General features: G+C 59.9%; 17 protein-coding genes. 5 read left to right on the top strand and 12 right to left on the bottom strand.

The genetic code is table 11. From position 1 onward, the window contains the following. The first annotated feature begins 102 nt into the window (after positions 1 to 102). Complete coding sequence (gene glyA, locus IFT47_RS17150; protein ID WP_192173251.1) at positions 103 to 1,356, top strand: serine hydroxymethyltransferase; 1,254 nt, start codon at positions 103 to 105, stop codon at positions 1,354 to 1,356. 150 nt (positions 1,357 to 1,506) lie between these two features. Here glyA and IFT47_RS17145 read toward each other — a convergent pair whose 3' ends face one another. From IFT47_RS17145 to IFT47_RS17125, 5 genes are all read right to left on the bottom strand, one after another. Then, positions 1,507 to 1,893, bottom strand: coding sequence for a hypothetical protein (locus tag IFT47_RS17145; RefSeq protein ID WP_192173252.1), 387 nt, complete (start codon positions 1,891 to 1,893; stop codon positions 1,507 to 1,509). Next, positions 1,881 to 2,831: a hypothetical protein gene (locus tag IFT47_RS17140; protein WP_192173253.1), complete on the bottom strand. Its 951-nt coding sequence runs from the start codon at positions 2,829 to 2,831 to the stop codon at positions 1,881 to 1,883. Before IFT47_RS17140 ends, IFT47_RS17145 begins: the two co-directional genes overlap by 13 nt. A 153-nt stretch (positions 2,832 to 2,984) precedes the next feature. Next, on the bottom strand, positions 2,985 to 3,956 hold the full coding sequence (yjiA, locus tag IFT47_RS17135) for a GTPase (protein ID WP_197983939.1): 972 nt from the start codon (positions 3,954 to 3,956) through the stop codon (positions 2,985 to 2,987). A gap of 132 nt (positions 3,957 to 4,088) precedes the next feature. Continuing rightward, positions 4,089 to 4,286, bottom strand: a complete 198-nt coding sequence (locus IFT47_RS17130) for a YbdD/YjiX family protein (RefSeq protein WP_065987541.1) — start codon at positions 4,284 to 4,286, stop codon at positions 4,089 to 4,091. A gap of 26 nt (positions 4,287 to 4,312) precedes the next feature. After that, positions 4,313 to 6,382 carry a carbon starvation CstA family protein gene (locus tag IFT47_RS17125; RefSeq protein ID WP_192173254.1) on the bottom strand — a complete coding sequence of 690 codons (2,070 nt, stop codon included), beginning with the start codon at positions 6,380 to 6,382 and terminating at the stop codon, positions 4,313 to 4,315. A 153-nt stretch (positions 6,383 to 6,535) separates the two neighbouring features. Here IFT47_RS17125 and IFT47_RS17120 point away from each other — a divergent pair, with 153 nt between their 5' ends. Next, a complete protein-coding gene (locus IFT47_RS17120; protein ID WP_192173255.1) occupies positions 6,536 to 6,904 on the top strand; it encodes a PilZ domain-containing protein in 369 nt (122 codons plus the stop codon). A 12-nt stretch (positions 6,905 to 6,916) separates the two neighbouring features. On the opposite strand, the gene radA is transcribed toward IFT47_RS17120, so the two are convergent. After that, positions 6,917 to 8,284 (bottom strand): DNA repair protein RadA, encoded by a 1,368-nt coding sequence (gene radA / locus IFT47_RS17115; RefSeq protein WP_192173256.1) that lies wholly within the window; start codon positions 8,282 to 8,284, stop codon positions 6,917 to 6,919. Positions 8,285 to 8,483: 199 nt separating this feature from the next. Between radA and mscL the strand changes: the two genes are divergently transcribed. Next, the gene (mscL, locus tag IFT47_RS17110) at positions 8,484 to 8,933 is read left to right on the top strand and encodes a large-conductance mechanosensitive channel protein MscL (RefSeq protein ID WP_192173257.1); all 450 of its coding nucleotides are present in this window, start codon (positions 8,484 to 8,486) and stop codon (positions 8,931 to 8,933) included. 139 nt (positions 8,934 to 9,072) lie between these two features. On the opposite strand, the gene IFT47_RS17105 is transcribed toward mscL, so the two are convergent. Next, entirely contained in the window at positions 9,073 to 9,849 is a 777-nt protein-coding gene (locus IFT47_RS17105) for a ferredoxin--NADP reductase (RefSeq protein WP_192173258.1), read from the bottom strand. 319 nt (positions 9,850 to 10,168) lie between these two features. On the opposite strand from IFT47_RS17105, the gene IFT47_RS17100 reads away from it, so the two are divergent. Beyond that, on the top strand, positions 10,169 to 10,417 hold the full coding sequence (locus IFT47_RS17100; RefSeq protein ID WP_192173259.1) for a helix-turn-helix transcriptional regulator: 249 nt from the start codon (positions 10,169 to 10,171) through the stop codon (positions 10,415 to 10,417). A gap of 147 nt (positions 10,418 to 10,564) precedes the next feature. Next, on the top strand, positions 10,565 to 11,689 hold the full coding sequence (locus IFT47_RS17095) for a methyltransferase (RefSeq protein ID WP_192173260.1): 1,125 nt from the start codon (positions 10,565 to 10,567) through the stop codon (positions 11,687 to 11,689). 103 nt (positions 11,690 to 11,792) lie between these two features. Here IFT47_RS17095 and IFT47_RS17090 read toward each other — a convergent pair whose 3' ends face one another. The 5 genes from IFT47_RS17090 to choX all read right to left on the bottom strand — a co-directional run bounded on the left by IFT47_RS17090 (position 11,793) and on the right by choX (position 16,753). Then, a complete protein-coding gene (locus IFT47_RS17090) occupies positions 11,793 to 11,993 on the bottom strand; it encodes a DUF2474 domain-containing protein (protein ID WP_192173261.1) in 201 nt (66 codons plus the stop codon). Positions 11,994 to 12,050: 57 nt separating this feature from the next. Continuing rightward, the gene (gene cydB, locus IFT47_RS17085) at positions 12,051 to 13,058 is read right to left on the bottom strand and encodes a cytochrome d ubiquinol oxidase subunit II (protein WP_122536680.1); all 1,008 of its coding nucleotides are present in this window, start codon (positions 13,056 to 13,058) and stop codon (positions 12,051 to 12,053) included. Positions 13,059 to 13,061: 3 nt separating this feature from the next. Continuing rightward, complete coding sequence (locus tag IFT47_RS17080) at positions 13,062 to 14,501, bottom strand: cytochrome ubiquinol oxidase subunit I (protein WP_192173262.1); 1,440 nt, start codon at positions 14,499 to 14,501, stop codon at positions 13,062 to 13,064. A gap of 335 nt (positions 14,502 to 14,836) precedes the next feature. Continuing rightward, positions 14,837 to 15,772: an alpha/beta hydrolase gene (locus tag IFT47_RS17075; RefSeq protein ID WP_192173263.1), complete on the bottom strand. Its 936-nt coding sequence runs from the start codon at positions 15,770 to 15,772 to the stop codon at positions 14,837 to 14,839. Positions 15,773 to 15,811: 39 nt separating this feature from the next. Further along, the gene (choX, locus tag IFT47_RS17070; RefSeq protein ID WP_192173264.1) at positions 15,812 to 16,753 is read right to left on the bottom strand and encodes a choline ABC transporter substrate-binding protein; all 942 of its coding nucleotides are present in this window, start codon (positions 16,751 to 16,753) and stop codon (positions 15,812 to 15,814) included. Positions 16,754 to 16,887: the final 134 nt, after the last annotated feature.

Raw genomic sequence — 16,887 nt, 5'->3', positions numbered from 1 at the left:
TGCATCGCGCTCATCACGCACATGACCCGCTTTCATATGCCAGATAAAACCCGATGGGTTAGAATGCCCCCCTTTTCTACTGCCCGATCCCCGAGGACCGCCATGTTCAGCCGCAATTTGACCATCGCCAAGTACGACGCCGACCTGTACGCCGCCATGGAACAGGAAGCCAAGCGTCAGGAAGATCACATCGAGCTGATCGCCTCGGAGAACTACACCAGTCCGGCAGTCATGGAAGCCCAGGGCTCGGTTCTCACCAACAAATACGCTGAAGGCTACCCAGGCAAGCGTTACTACGGTGGCTGCGAATACGTCGACATCGTCGAGCAACTGGCCATTGATCGCGCCAAGCAACTGTTCGGCGCCGATTACGCCAACGTCCAGCCACACGCAGGCTCCCAAGCCAACAGCGCGGTATATCTGGCGCTGCTCAATGCTGGCGACACCATCCTCGGCATGAGCCTGGCCCACGGCGGTCACCTGACCCACGGCGCCAGCGTTTCTTCGTCGGGCAAGCTGTATAACGCCGTTCAGTACGGCATCGACGGCAACGGCCTGATCGATTACGACGAAGTCGAGCGTCTGGCCGTCGAGCACAAACCGAAAATGATCGTTGCCGGTTTCTCGGCCTACTCGCAGATCCTCGACTTCCCGCGTTTCCGCGCTATCGCTGACAAAGTCGGCGCCTACCTGTTCGTCGACATGGCGCACGTGGCCGGTCTGGTCGCTGCAGGCGTTTACCCGAACCCGGTCCCCTTCGCTGACGTCGTTACCACCACCACCCACAAAACCCTGCGCGGCCCGCGCGGTGGCCTGATCCTGGCGCGCGCCAACGCCGACATCGAGAAGAAGCTGAACTCCGCTGTCTTCCCGGGTGGCCAGGGCGGTCCTCTGGAGCACGTCATCGCGGCCAAGGCAATCTGCTTCAAGGAAGCACTGCAGCCTGAGTTCAAGACCTACCAGGAACAAGTGGTGAAAAACGCCAAGGCCATGGCCGGTGTGTTCATCGAGCGCGGTTTCGACGTGGTCTCCGGCGGTACTGAAAACCACCTGTTCCTGCTGTCGCTGATCAAGCAGGACATCTCCGGCAAAGACGCCGACGCCGCACTGGGCAAAGCGTTCATCACCGTGAACAAGAACTCCGTGCCGAACGATCCACGCTCCCCGTTCGTCACCTCCGGCCTGCGCTTTGGCACTCCGGCCGTGACCACTCGGGGCTTCAAGGAAGCAGAGTGCAAGGAATTGGCCGGCTGGATCTGCGACATCCTGGCAGACCTGAACAACGAAGCGGTGATCAACGCCGTACGTGAGAAGGTCCAGGCCATCTGCGCCAAGCTGCCGGTTTACGGCGCTTGATAGCGGTTGGTTGATGTGAAAAAGCCCGGCTTGTTAGCCGGGCTTTTTGTTGAGGCTGTCTCCTCGTATCTGCTTCTTGTCTACGTCGAAGAGGCGCAAGTCATCAGGAGTTAGGGCTGAGATTTCGATGGTCTTTCAATCAAGAACTGGCTATACGCTTCCCTGCTTTAGACGCAGGTAGAGCACGGTCATTGCAGAAAGAAGAACTATCGCGGAATAAAAGAAAAATTTGATCCAGAACCGAAAGTGGCCAGGAAGCTTCTGAAGCTTGTACGGTGGAATGACTTCCTGCTTTTTAAATGCACCCGGCATGATCAAGATCATCGTAATGAACGACTCGCGCATTCTTCGGCCCAGCCAAGTATCACCGTAATAGTCTGCATGTAAGCCGATCATCTCGATGTCGGAAAGATAATCTTCAATGCGCTCCATGTATTTCAAGAAAAAGATATGAGACGAGACCAAGTGGATGAAGATCAAAACGAATTCTATCAGCGTCAACCAAATAGCCGCGTCGTATGAAATCAGGGTGTCCATTCGTAGAGCTTCTCCCCAAGAAGTTCGCCACCTGCTTCGCCCATTGTGCCGCTTGCATAGGCTAAAGCCCCGCCGGCAATAATTCCGCAACCTAACGCAGCTAGCCCCAAGGTAGGCGCACCAAACACAGCCAGACACACCACCGGCCCGGCTACTGCCCCTACTTCCCCCCCGGCAAGTCCGAGTAGCACGCCACCCGCTAACTTTGCTCCCTCAACGTAATGAGCCCGTGTACATAACTCTTCACGTCCCGTAGAACAGGCTTCCTTAATCTCCAGCGCGGTTGATGCGATATTCAACCCAATCCCAACCGCCGTCCCATGCTTCAACAACTTCGCCACCTTGGCGACTTTCGCAATTCGTGCGGCGTAGCCCTGTATCTCCCCGGTGCGCAGATAACTCTTGGTCGATAGCCCCAGCATCTTTTTCAGTGGGCCTTTTTTAGTCAACCCAGTCCCCCAGCGGGCGATACCTTCCAGCTGAACATCCAGCCTGGCAAACAGCACTCGCCGTTGATTGATGAATTCCTGGCGGGCGATGGGCGTGCCGCGTGCCAGCGACAGCTTGTACAGCCGCTCGATTTCTTGGAGGGTTTTCTGCACGCCGTTAAGGTGTTTACTCCAACTGCCTGTGGCGGCGCCGACGCCCAGCGATCCGTAACTGAGCATGTTCTGCATCAGGTCGTAGTTCTTGATCAGTTCGCTGCCCGAGCCTTTAACCTGTCGATGGACGTTCCGCGCCAGGTTCATCAGCTCGGTTTCTTCTGCCGTGAGGCTGCCCATCGAACCATCGCTGACAATCACCAGCTGGCCCGGCATAACCACTACATTGCGAATGTGCGCATTCAGCACATCAAACTTTGCGCTGCCGCCGACCCGAGCTTTGAGCGTGAAGTAGGTTTGTATGCGGTCATTGATGAACACGTAGGGCTTGGACATGAGGCTGCCCGTCCTTGCTTGACTTCAGATCCAGCAAGGATAGGGACGGGATGTAGGGTTTAGAAGCGTAGGGAGGGAGGTTGAAAGTACGATTCGGAACGGTCCTACGCAGGCGGCATAGCTCCTCTTACGGACCATTCCCGCACGCGATATCTAATCTGCAGCAACGCCTGCAAAGCCGGCCCGGATCTTCTCTTCCGGCAGTTCATCGGCAATGAACACGATCACGCTTTCGCGCTTTTCGCCATCCGCCCACTCCACATCGAAATCAAACCCGTACAGCTTCAACACCCCCTGAAAGACCAATTTGCGGTCTTCGCCGGCGATGTTCAGCACGCCTTTGTAGCGCAGCAGTTGTTTGCCGTGCTCTTCCAGCAGCTCGTTCATGAAGGTGCTGAGCCTGTCGATATCCAGCGGCTGGTCACTGCGCAGAACCAGGCTGCTGATGCGGTCGATGGAGCGGCCCGCCGGAGCCGCCGGGCGCAGGGTCATCCCGCCGATGTCAGCGTTCAGGTTGAAGCCGCGCACATCCAGCAACTCGGCCAGATCAATCTTGCCGTGCTCGACCACACGGATCGGCGCACGTCGGTTGATGCGGGTCAGTCGCTCGCTTAGTGCGTTGAAGGCCGCCTCATCCACCAGATCGGTCTTGCTCACCAGCAGACGATCTGCAAAGCCGATCTGCGCCTGGGCGATGGTCTGCTCCAGGTGCGTGTCGGCGTGGGCCGCGTCAACCAGCGTGATGATGCCGTCGAGGATGTAGCGCTCGCGCAGCTCCTCGTCGATAAAGAAGGTCTGCGCCACCGGTGCGGGGTCTGCCAGGCCGGTGCATTCGATGACCAGCCGATCGAAGGCGATCTCGCCACTGTCGAGGCGTTCCAGCAGCAGATACAGCGCTTTGGTGAGGTCGGTGTGAATGGTGCAGCAGACGCAGCCGTTGGACAGGGTCATCACCTGCACGGGCTCATCGCCCAGCAGCTGGGCGTCGACGCCGGCGTCACTGAATTCGTTCTCGATCACGGCGATCTTCAGGCCGTGCTCTTCTTTGAGCAGATGGCGCAGCAAAGTGGTTTTGCCGGCGCCGAGAAAGCCGCTGAGGATCGTGACGGGGATAGGTGTGAACAAAAAAAAGACCTCGATTCGCTGAAAAAAAACAGGAGTGAGGTTGCTGGCGATTCGAAATGTCAGTCAGTACAGCGGCGACTGAATCAGCGCATCGCGGGCAAGCTCACTCCTACATGACCCAGGGTCACATCATTAGCAACACTTGGGCCCGCCCTTCCCGCCGTAACGTGCGTCCTGGCGTTCCCGAAAGAACGCTTCGTAGGACATCACCGGCTTGTCCGGGTGAGTCTTCTGCATATGCTCAACGTAGTTGTCGTAATCCGGCATGCCCACCATGAGGCGAGCGGCCTGACCGAGATACTTACCCAGGCGACTCAGATCGTTGAACATAGGCAGCTCCTCGCGTTACAGCGCACTCAGTGGGTTTCCGGGAAAGCCTGGAACGGCGATTCCTTGTCGGTACGCTCTTTCTTGACCCACGCCGCCCGACCGACCTTCAACGCATAAAACAGAATGCTCAGGACCACGAACAGGAACAGCGTGGTCAGGGTGGCGTTGGTGTACGCGTTGAAGATCACATGCTGCATCTGATCCATGGTCTTGGCCGGGGCCAGCACCTGACCGGCGTCTGCAGCCGCGCTGTATTTCTTCGCCAGCGCCAGGAAGCCTACCGCAGGGCTCGGGTCGAACAGCTTGATGAAGCCTGCGGTCACGGTGCAGATCAGCAGCCATGAAGCCGGCAGGATGGTGACCCAGACGTACTGCTGACGCTTCATTTTGATCAGCACAACCGTCGCCAGCATCAGCGCGATACCCGCGAGCATCTGGTTGGAGATACCGAACAGTGGCCACAACGTGTTGATCCCGCCCAGCGGATCGATCACGCCTTGATACAGCAGATACCCCCACAGCGCAACGCAACCACCGGTACCGATGGCGTTGGCGGTCCAGGACTCGGTGCGTTTCAGCGCAGGGACGAAACTGCCCAGCAGGTCCTGCAGCATGAAGCGGCCGGCACGGGTACCGGCATCGACTGCCGTCAGGATGAACAGCGCTTCAAACAGAATCGCGAAGTGGTACCAGAACGCCATGGTGTTCTGACCGGGGAAGGCCTGGTGCAGGATCTGCGCGATACCCACCGCCAGCGTCGGTGCACCACCGGCACGGGCCAGCACGGTATTTTCGCCGATGTCCTTCGCCACTGCGGTCAATTGATCCGGTGTGATGAGGAAACCCCAACTGCTGACCATCTGCGCGACCGAAGCGACGTCGGAGCCGACGATGGCCGCCGGACTGTTCATCGCGAAGTACACGCCTGGCTCGATGACCGAGGCCGCGACCATGGCCATGATCGCCACGAACGACTCCATCAGCATGCCGCCGTACCCGATGTAACGGGCGTTGACTTCGTTATCCAGCAGCTTCGGCGTGGTGCCCGAAGAAATCAGGGCGTGGAAACCGGAGACGGCGCCACAGGCAATGGTGATGAACAGGAACGGGAACAGGGTGCCTTTCCAGACCGGACCGGTGCCGTCGGTGAACTGCGTCAGCGCAGGCATTTTCAGCTCAGGCGCAAGAATCAGGATGCCGATCGCCAGCGCGATGATGGTGCCGATTTTCAGGAACGTGGACAGGTAGTCGCGAGGCGCCAACACCAGCCAGACCGGCAGCATGGCCGCGACAAAACCGTAACCGACCAACATCCAGGTGATCTGCACGCCGGTGAAGGTGAACATCGGCGCCCACTCAGGGCTCGCTGCCACAAGGCCACCGACCCAGATCGACAGCAGCAACAGCACGACGCCCACCACCGAGATCTCGCCGATACGGCCCGGGCGGATGAAGCGCATGTAGATGCCCATGAACATCGCGATCGGAATCGTCGCCATGACCGTGAACATGCCCCATGGGCTCTCGGCCAGCGCCTTGACGACGATCAGCGCCAGCACCGCGAGGATGATGATCATGATCAGGAAACAGCCGAACAACGCGATGGTGCCGGGTATGCGGCCCATTTCTTCGCGCACCATGTCGCCCAGGGAGCGACCGTTACGGCGCGTGGAAAGGAACAGGATCATGAAGTCCTGAACCGCACCCGCCAGCACGACGCCGGCGATCAGCCACAGCGTGCCGGGCAGATAGCCCATCTGCGCGGCGAGCACCGGACCGACCAACGGACCGGCGCCGGCGATAGCAGCGAAGTGGTGACCGAAGAGAATGTGTTTATTGGTGGGAACGTAGTCGAGCCCGTCGTTCTTGAGCACCGCGGGGGTGGCCCGGGTCGGGTCGAGTTGCATGACCTTGGTTGCGATGAACAGGCTGTAGTAGCGATAAGCGACCAGATAAATGGCCACTGCGGCGACCACAATCCAGAGTGCATTGATCGCCTCCCCGCGACGCAATGCAACCACACCCAGAGCCCAGGCCCCAAGGATCGCAACAATCAGCCAGGGCACGTGGCGCAGCAGACCATTATTGTTTTTCATTTTTTTTGTTTCCAACTGAGTGGACTTATTGTTGTTCAGCAAGCGGAGTTTAGCGCCGCCGGAGCGAAAGGCTACCCCCACGATGGTCTAGCGCGATATTTGTCCTATAGTCAACGCAGCGGGCGCTTCAGGCGCTGAAGGAGTAGTAGCGTAATGACCGAGAACCACAAAGATCGTCGTCGCTTCAAACGTGTTGCATTCGACGCGAAAACGAAACTCACACAAGGCGGCAAAACCTGGACGGTTCAGCTGATCGATCTGTCGCTCAAGGGGCTGCTGATCGAAAAGCCGTCACCCTGGGAGGGTGATCCCGATGAACGCTTCATGGTCGACATTGAGTTGCAGGACGGTATTGATGTCGTGATGGAAGTGCAGCTGACCCACGATGATCACAATCACCTGGGGTTTGTCTGCAAGAACATCGAGCTCGATTCAGTGATGCACCTGCGCCGACTGATCGAACTCAATATTGCCGATCACGATGAACTGGAGCGTGAGCTGGGCGCACTCATACATCTATAGAGCGCGCTGTCCTTACTCGAACAACGCGTCCAGTGCTTGATCCAGGCGAGTCACGCCAATCACCGTCAGGCCCGGCGGCGACTCTTTCGGGGCGTTGCCCTTGGGCACGATGGCGCGCTTGAACCCGTGCTTGGCCGCTTCCTTGAGTCGCTCCTGACCGCTCGGCACAGGGCGCACTTCGCCGGACAAGCCTACTTCGCCAAACACCAGCAAGTCGCCCGGCAGCGCACGGTTGCGCAGGCTGGACATGACGGCGGCCATCAAGGCCAGGTCGGAAGCGGTTTCCAGCACTTTCACCCCGCCCACGACGTTGAGAAACACATCCTGATCATGGGTGGGGATGCCGCCGTGGCGGTGCAGTACCGCCAGCAGCATGGCCAGCCGGTTTTGATCCAGCCCCAAGGTCACGCGACGCGGGTTGGAAAGGTGGCTGTCATCGACCAGCGCCTGCACTTCGACCAGCATCGGCCGGGTGCCCTCCCATGTAGCCATGACCACGCTGCCCGCGACTTCTTCCTGCGCACGTGTGAGAAAGATCGCCGAGGGGTTCGATACTTCTTTCAGGCCTTTGTCGGTCATGCCGAAGACGCCCAATTCGTTGACGGCGCCGAAGCGATTTTTCACCGCACGCAGCAGACGCAGGCGGCCATCGGACTCGCCTTCGAAATACAGCACGGTGTCGACCATGTGCTCCAGCACCCGAGGCCCGGCAAGCGCGCCTTCTTTGGTGACGTGGCCGACCAGAAAGATCGCGGTGCCGCTCTGCTTGGCGTATCGCACCAGCAACGCGGCACTCTCGCGAACCTGGGATACGCCGCCGGGCGCTGATTGCAGTTGTTCGGTGAATATAGTCTGAATCGAATCGATCACCATGACCTTCGGCTGCTCGATGCGCGCCGTGGCAATGATGGTTTCGATGCAGGTCTCGGTCATGACCCGCAGTTTGTCCTGGGGCAAACCAAGCCGACGGGCGCGCATCGCGACCTGCTGCTGCGACTCTTCGCCAGTGACGTACAGCGCCGGCATGCGCTCGGCGATGGCGCAGAGGGTCTGCAACAGAATGGTCGATTTGCCGATGCCGGGGTCGCCGCCAATCAACACCACAGAGCCATCCACCAGGCCGCCGCCGAGAACGCGGTCCAGCTCAGTGGAGTTGGTGGAAAAACGCGGGATTTCTTCAACACTGACTTCCGCCAGGGTTTTAATCTGCGCCTGCTGGCCGGTCCAGCCGGAACGACCGCTGGGCGCAGCCGCCGTACTGTGGTCGATCACGGTTTCAACGAGGGTATTCCAGGCACCGCATTCGCTGCACTGGCCGGCCCATTTGGGAAACGTCGAACCGCACTCGGTGCAGCCGTACATGCGTTTGGCCTTGGCCATGACACCCCCGATGTAAAAAGAGGGCAATCATACCCGATGCCTCAAACCGCCGGTTGCAGCACCATCGGGCACGCACGCTTTTGGAGGATTAAATAAAACTTACCGGGACGGACCCGGTCGATTGCATGGATTAAGCGAGATGCAGGTAGCTGACTTACACTGCATTTACCACTCTCATCTGTAACAAAGGAATACACCCATGAGCGTACTAAGCGAGTTCAAAGCCTTTGCCGTAAAAGGAAACGTCGTCGACATGGCCGTCGGTATCATCATCGGCGCGGCATTCGGCAAGATCGTTTCGTCGTTCGTCGGCGATGTAATCATGCCGCCCCTCGGGTTGCTGATCGGCGGCGTGGACTTCAGTGATTTGGCCATCATGCTGCGGCCTGCTGAAGGGACTGCACCTGCGGTGGTGCTGGCCTACGGCAAGTTCATTCAGACCGTGATCGACTTCATCATCGTCGCATTCGCCATCTTCATGGGCGTCAAGGCGATCAACCGCCTGAAACGCGAAGAGGCCAAAGCACCGACCCTGCCGCCAACCCCGTCCAAGGAAGAGCTGCTGCTGGGCGAAATACGCGACCTGCTGAAAGAGCAAAACAGCAAGCCGGCTGCGCCACTGCCAGTGACGCCTGACCGGTTCGTTTAAGGCCGGTCATAACATGTGGGAGTGAGCTTGCTCACGAAGGGGCCGGGGCATTCAGCCACTTTCTCTAGTGAATGAAAGTGAGCCTTCGCGAGCAAGCTCGCTCCCACAAAGGTTTTTCAGCAGCTACCGCAGCACACACCTACCAGTAATTCTCCACCGCAATCTGTCCCGGCTTGCGCGTCAACGCCAGGCGCATGTCACGGGTTTTCAGTACCGCGCGGGTGTCCTCGATCATCTGCGGATTGCCGCAGATCATCACCCGTGAGTGCTCGGGTGTCAGCGCGACGCCGGCCGCCTTCTCCAACTCACCGTTTTCGATCAGCGTGGTAATCCGTCCGTTGAGCGCACCGGGATGCGGCTCCCGCGTCACCGTTGCGATGAATCTGAACTTGTGCGCGTACTCGGCCAGGTATTCGCGCTGGGTCAGCTCGGCGATGAGCTGCTGGTAGGCCAGTTCCCGGGACTCGCGGACGCTGTACACCAGAATGATGCGCTCGAATTTTTCCCAGACCTCGAAGTCCTGCAGGATCGACAGGAACGGCGCAACGCCGGTCCCTGTGGATAACATCCAGAGGTCGCGACCATCGGTGAAGCGATCAAGGGTCAGGTAACCCACCGCCTGTTTTTCCACCATCAGCGTGTCGCCCTGACGAAGCCGGCTCAGCTCGCTGGTGAATTCGCCGTTGGGCACCACGATGGAGAAGAATTCGAGGAATTCATCGAAGGGCGAAGACACCACCGAGTACGCCCGCCACACCGTGGTGCCGTCGGCTTTGGTCACGCCCAAACGTGCGAACTGTCCTGCCGTGAAGCGGAAACCGGGATCGCGGGTGGTGCGAAAGGTAAAGAGACTGGGAGTCAGCGGCGTAACGTCCAGCAGCGTTTGCCGGGTGAATTTCTCTGCACTGGCAGTCATGGGGCGCTCCTGGCTCCTGTCTCACAAAAAGAGTGATCAGTGTCCCGCAAACCCGCCGTGATAAACACCACCGGTTTGTAGTGATATCCGCAACGACTGATGCGATTTTTAGAGCATTTCGCTATCGGCGTTATCGCCAGGTGATTCATGCAGACGCACACAATCGCCCTAACCTCATGATTCCCTTAGCTTTTACAAATCATGTCTGCAGCTAATCGGGGCGGTACTTCGACGCGACCACGAACCGCGCTCCATCCCGGGCCGTAATTGTTTCCTAGACTTCGATCAGGACGATCAAGACTGAGCATGGAGGCACACGATGGGTATTAGGAAGCTGGGGGAAGACTGCACGGCGAACGCGCAGACGCTCGCCTACAAGGGCCTGACGATCAGGGAGGTAGAGGTATTGAAGTGGTCCGCGACTGGCAAGACGGCGGCAGAAGTCGCGTTGATCCTGGATGTCACAGCGCGCACCGTTAACTTCCACGTTGGCAAAGCCATCCAGAAGATCGGCGCCTGCAACAAGATGTCGGCAGTGGTCCAGGCAACGAAAGATGGGGTGATCTAGGCACAAGGTGAGGCAGGGGAGAAAAGCCCGGTGCGCGCGGGCAAAAACACGTAAAATCGCCGGCTTTGCGAACCTGGACACGCCGGCGCAGGTGTAACTGCCGCCGATACGCCGGTCGCGCCATCAACGACTGGAACTGCTCCGCCCATGCCGCTGCTTACCACCCCGTTTGCCCAGCTCGACCTGATCCGCCAGCCGGAGCAGTCGGATGAGCCCTTGCAGGCCTTCGATGCTGCCGACGAGTACCTGCTCAACCATGTCGCTGAACAGGGCGTGACGCTGCAAACGCGAGTGCTGGTACTCAACGACAGTTTCGGCGCGCTCGCAGCGAGCCTTGCGCCCCATGCCACGGTGGTCAGCAGCACGGATTCGTACCTCAGCGCTCAGGCCCTGGAAAAGAACCTGGTGCGCAATGGCCTGACCTACGACGCGGTGCCTGTGATCCCGGCGAGCGCGCCGTTGACCGGTCCCTTCGACTGGGTGCTGATTCGCGTACCCAAGACCCTCGCCTTGCTGGAAGAGCAGCTGATTCGTTTGCAGGACCAATTGGCCCCGAACGCCAGAGTCGTCGCTGCCGGCATGATCAAGCACCTGCCACGCTCCGCCGGGGAGCTGATGGAAGAGTACATCGGCCCGGTGCAGGCATCGCTCGCGGTAAAAAAAGCCCGGCTGCTGTTTTGCACGCCTGAAGCCAAAACCGTGCAGCCCTCGCCCTACCCCACCCGTTACACGCTGGACGAGCCGAAGATCGAGTTGATCAACCACGCCAACGTCTTCTGCCGCGACAGTCTGGACATCGGCACCCGCGCCTTCCTGCCGTACTTGCCCAAGGGCCTGGGCTCAGCGCGGGTCGCCGATCTGGGTTGCGGCAATGGCGTGCTCGCCATCGCCAGCGCGCTGGAAAACCCCGACGCTCATTACACGCTGGTGGACGAGTCATTCATGGCGGTGCAGTCGGCGCAGGAGAACTGGGCGTTGGCCTTCGGCAAGCGCCCGGCGGTGATTCACGCAGGTGACGGGCTGGCGGCGCAGGAGCCCGATTCGCTGGACGTCATCCTGTGCAATCCGCCGTTCCACCAGCAGCAAGTGGTCGGCGATTTCCTCGCCTGGCGGATGTTCCAGCAGGCGCGCTCGGCACTGGTCACCGGCGGCGCGCTGTACATCGTCGGCAACCGGCACCTGGGCTATCACAGCAAACTGGCTCGGTTGTTCAGGGGCGTGGAACAAGTGGCGGCGACGCCGAAATTCGTGATCCTCAAGGCGCGTAAGTAGAATCCTCTTCGCGAGCAAACTCGCTCCCGCAATGTTGCTGCAACGCCAACATGACCGCACAAAAAAACCCGCCGAAGCGGGTTTTTTATTGAGCGAGCATCACTCAATGCGACTTCATACCTGCCGCTGTCATGAACATGCGCAGCAGCATGGCGACCACGAAGAGGGCCAGCACGCTGCCGGTCCAGATGACCACCAGCCAGCCGATGCGCTGCCAAAGTGGCTTGCCCTGCGCTGGATCAACCTCGCGCCTGTGCTCATCCTGATTCCGGGCTTCGTGCTGAACAGATTCTTTAACCGACATCGCTAAACCCTCTTCTCCCGCAGTGGGGCCCCGAGGAGAAACCGGGGCCATTACCTGCTAGTGATAGCCGTGTTCGTGGGTGACTTTGCCGCGGAATACGTAGTAACTCCAGAACGTGTAACCCAGGATCAGCGGAATGATGAACAGCGTACCGACCAGCATGAAACCCTGACTCTGTGGCGGCGATGCCGCTGCCCAGATCGACACAGTCGGCGGAATGATGTTCGGCCACAGGCTGATGCCCAGCCCGCTGTAGCCGAGGAAGATCAACACCAGCGTCAGCAGGAACGGTGCGTAGTTGGCATTGCGCGCCACTGCTTTGAACAGGCCGTACATCGTCAGCATGACCAGCGCCGGCACCGGCATGAACCACAACAGGTTAGGCAGGCTGAACCAGCGATCGGCAATGGCTTGGTGGGCCAGCGGCGTCCACAGGCTGACGATGGCCATGACCACCAGCGTGGCCAGGGCCAAAGGGCGTGCCAGATCGTGCATGGCTTTCTGCAGCGGCCCCTCGGTTTTCATGATCAGCCAGGTGCAGCCGAGCAAGGCATAGGCCACGATCAGCGCCAGACCGCAGAAGACAGAGAACGGCGTCAGCCAGTCCAGCCCGCCTCCGGCATAGGCACGGTCGACCACGGGAATGCCGTCGATGTACGCGCCCAGTGCCACGCCCTGGAAGAACGTTGCCACTAGGGAACCGCCGATGAACGCCTTGTCCCACAGATGCCGCTTGACGTCAGTGGCCTTGAAGCGGAACTCGAATGCCACGCCGCGGAAGATCAGCCCGAACAGCATGAAGATCAGCGGCAGATACAGCGCCTCAAGCACGACCGAGTAGGCCAGCGGGAAGGCGCCGAACAAGCCGGCCCCGCCCAGCACCAGCCAGGTCTCGTTGCCGTCCCAGACCGGCGCGACGGTGTTCATCATCACGTCGCGGTCAGTCTTGTCCTTCATGAACGGGAACAGTATCCCGATGCCCAGATCGAAGCCGTCCATGATGACGTACATCATGACGCCGAAGATGATGATCACGGCCCAGATCAGTGGAAGATCGATACCCATGGCTCAGTTCCCCTCAGTCAGGCTGTCTTTGCGGTGGTCCGTGCTGCTTTCATCAGCAGCAGAAAGAGGACGCGCCGGGGTGCGTTTCTGCCCAGGTCCGCCATGTGCCGGAGTGTCACCTTCATGGGTTTTGGGCCCTTTGCGTACCAGACGCATCATGTAGCCGAAGCCCGTGCCGAACAGCAGGAAATACACCACGACGAACAACACCAGCGTGATGCTCAGCTGCTCAACGCTGTGGCGGGACGCCGCATTGGCAGTACGCATCAGCCCATAGACCACCCACGGCTGACGCCCGATTTCGGTGGTGAACCAGCCCGCCAGCATGGCGATCAGACCGGCCGGCCCCATGCACATGACCAGACGCAAGAACCAGCGATTGGTGTACAGCCCGCCGCGCCAGCGCAGCCAGGCGCTCCACAGACCGACCGCGATCATCAGCATGCCCAGCGCCACCATGACGCGGAACGACCAGAACACGATCAGCGAATTCGGACGGTCCTCCGGCGGGAAGGATTTTAGGGCCGGGATCTGCTTGTCCAGGCTGTGGGTCAGGATCAGGCTGCCCAGGTACGGAATCTCGACGGCGTACTTGGTGCGCTCCTCCTTCATGTCCGGGATGCCGAACAGGATCAGCGGGGTCGGCTCGTCGCCGACGTTTTCCCAGTGACCTTCGATGGCGGCGATCTTGGCCGGCTGGTGCTCCAGGGTGTTCAAGCCGTGAGCGTCGCCCACCATTGCCTGAATCGGCGCAACGATCAACGCCATCCACATGGCCATGGACAGCATTCTGCGAATCGCCGGGTTGTCGCGGCCACGCAGCAGATGCCAGGCCGCCGAGGCGCCGACGAAGAACGCTGTTGCGACAAAGGCAGCGATTGCCATGTGCGTCAGTCGATACGGGAACGACGGGTTGAAGATCACCGCGAACCAGTCCACCGGAATCACCCGGCCATCGACGATCTCGAAGCCTTGGGGGGTTTGCATCCAGCTGTTGGAAGCCAGAATCCAGAAGGTCGAAATCAGTGTGCCGACGGCCACCATCGACGTGGCGAAGAAGTGCAGGCCGCGACCGACGCGGTTCCAGCCGAACAGCATGACGCCGAGAAAACCCGCTTCGAGGAAGAATGCGGTGAGCACTTCATAGGTCAGCAGCGGCCCGGTGACCGCGCCTGCGAAATCGGAGAAGCGGCTCCAGTTGGTACCGAACTCGTACGCCATGACCAGACCCGAAACCACACCCATGCCGAAGTTGACGGCAAAGATCTTCGACCAGAAGTGATAAAGGTCGCGGTAGGTGTTGTCATGGGTTTTCAGCCACAAGCCTTCAAGCACCGCAAGGAAGCTCGCCAGACCAATGGTGATGGCAGGGAAAAGAATGTGAAATGAAACGGTGAACGCAAACTGGATTCGGGCGAGATCGAGCGCCTCTAAGCCGAACATAGGTCTTCCTCTATCAGGTGGAACTGGCTTCAGACTCAGGGCCTTCAGCGACTGCCCCCGGTGTATTGAGTACGAGGTGTGGCGTTTGTTCTCTTGGATTCGTGCTCAGGTCCGCGACCGGGGGATACGTCAGGCGGCCAGTTCGATCAATACAGGCCAGGGCATTGATCCAGGTCAGCTGACAGTGAAAGAGTAGTCCCATTTCGGCACTTGCTCTGCGTGGTCTTTTGTCGCGTGGCGAGTTGACTCACCCGCCAGGGCGGTGCAGTTGGCGGGAAGCAGAACAGGGTGCGTGGAATTGCAGCGCAGCACTGACAAAGCGCTAGTAGAAGGTCCTACAACGGATCGCGAATAAAGCCCATCAGCGCAGAAATCAGTCGCTGATAAAGCGCGTCGACTTCCGGCACTTGGCCTTTGGCCCTGAGGCTACCGTGAAGCAGCCCGAGACCGGGATCGAACTCGGTGCGCACGCCCGCTTCACGCAGCGCGCGCTCGTAGGCAACACCGTCGTCACGCAACGGGTCGAACTGCGCGACGGCAATAAACGCAGGCGCCAGGTCATGGAAATCAGCTATGTGGAGCGGACGGGCATAGGCCGATTGTTCGTCCGGCGCCATGTACATCTGCCGGTAGAACCCCAGCTCATCGGTGGAAAGAAGCGGTGCATCCGCGCATTCACGGCGCGAGGGCAGATCGTTGTCGCCCCCGAGTTCGGGGTAGATCAGCGCCTGCCCCACTGGCTGACGCTCACCGGAATCGCGCAGCGCCAGACACACTGCAGCGGCGAGATTGCCACCGGCGCTGTCCCCGGCAATGGCGATGCGACGCGGGTCGATGTCCAGCCGCTGCGCCTGAATCTGCAAGGCGTGCCAGACCGCCAGGCAGTCACCGAATCCTGCGGGAAACGGGTGTTCGGGCGCCAGCCGGTAATCCACGGCGACGACCACGGCGTTGAGGTCGGCCGCCAGGGCTGCGGTCAGAAAGTCATGGGAATCCAGATCGCCGACCACCCAGCCGCCGCCGTGGATATACATCACGCACGGCGCCGGGTGTTCGAGGGACAGCCGCCGAGGTCGGTAACTGCGCACCGCCACGCCGCCGAGGGCAAAATCCCTGACATCGAGATTTGCCGGACGGGCGGGTGTGAACGCTTCGCTCATCCGCGCATACGCACGGCGCTGCTCGTTGATGTCCTCCGACGCGCTGCTGAAGCTCAGCGTTTTGGTCACGAACGCCGACATCTCGGGCGACAACGGGTAAGACGTGGGCATTGGCTGCTCCAGCCCGAGCCCTTGGCCAGGCCTGTTGATTTACTTGTTCACCGCCACTTGCACGGCGGCCGCTGCATCCTTGCCATCGAAGGTGGTCACGCCATCCAGCCAGCGTTTCATGTCTTCAGGATGATCCTTGAGCCACTGGCGGGCAACGTCGTTCGGCGCCTTGCGGTCCATGATCGGCACCATCATCTGGCTTTCCTGAGCGGCGGTGAACTTCAGGTTGCTCATCAGCTTGCTGACGTTCGGGCAACGAGCCGCGTAATCGGGCGCCGTGACCACTGAAACGGTCGCCGCGCCTTCGCTCGGGCCGAACACGTCTTCGCTGCCGGTCAGGTAGGAGATCTTCATATTGATGTTCATCGGGTGCGGGGTCCAGCCGACGAATACCACCCATTCGTTACGCTTGATCGCGCGCTGCACCGCCGCGAGCATGCCGGCTTCGCCCGACTCGACCAACTGGAAGCCGCCGAGGCCGAACTGGTTCTTCTCGATCATGCCCTTGATGTTGGCGTTGGCACCGGTGCCGGGCTCGATGCCGTAGATCTTGCCGCCGAGCTTGTCCTTGAATCTGGCCATATCGCCGAAGGTTTTCAGCCCGCCCGACGCCACATAGTCCGGCACCGCCAGCGTTGCCTGGGCATCGCTCATGCTGGGCACGTCGAGCACCTTGACCTGATTGGCCGCCACAAAGGGCGCGATGTTCTTGTCCATCGCCGGTTTCCAGTAACCCATGAAGACGTCGAGTCGATCGTCACGCAGACCTCCGAAGACGATTTGCTGGGCGGCGCTGGTCTGTTTCACGTCGTACCCCATGTTCTGCAGCAGCACTTCGGCGACAGCGCTGGTGGCGACGACGTCTGTCCAGTTGACCACACCCATGCGCACGTTCTGGCATTTGGCGGGTTCCGCCGCCAGCAGGACGGTGCTGCTCAGCATCAACACAGCGCAACTGAAATGACGAATAAATGACTTCATGGGTGCTCCTCGGGTCGGCTCGTTATTTTATTCAGCTCTTTTCGGCAGTTTTTCAAGGCTTGAAGACCCGCGGCAATTCGATGGCTGCCGCGTCGATGCAAGGTACGCAGCAGGCCTGAGCATCAAGCGCACCA

It is taken from the genome of Pseudomonas sp. CFBP 13711 (genome assembly GCF_014842265.1).
Lineage (GTDB): Bacteria > Pseudomonadota > Gammaproteobacteria > Pseudomonadales > Pseudomonadaceae > Aquipseudomonas.
This window is presented reverse-complemented; position numbering and strand designations above follow the sequence as displayed.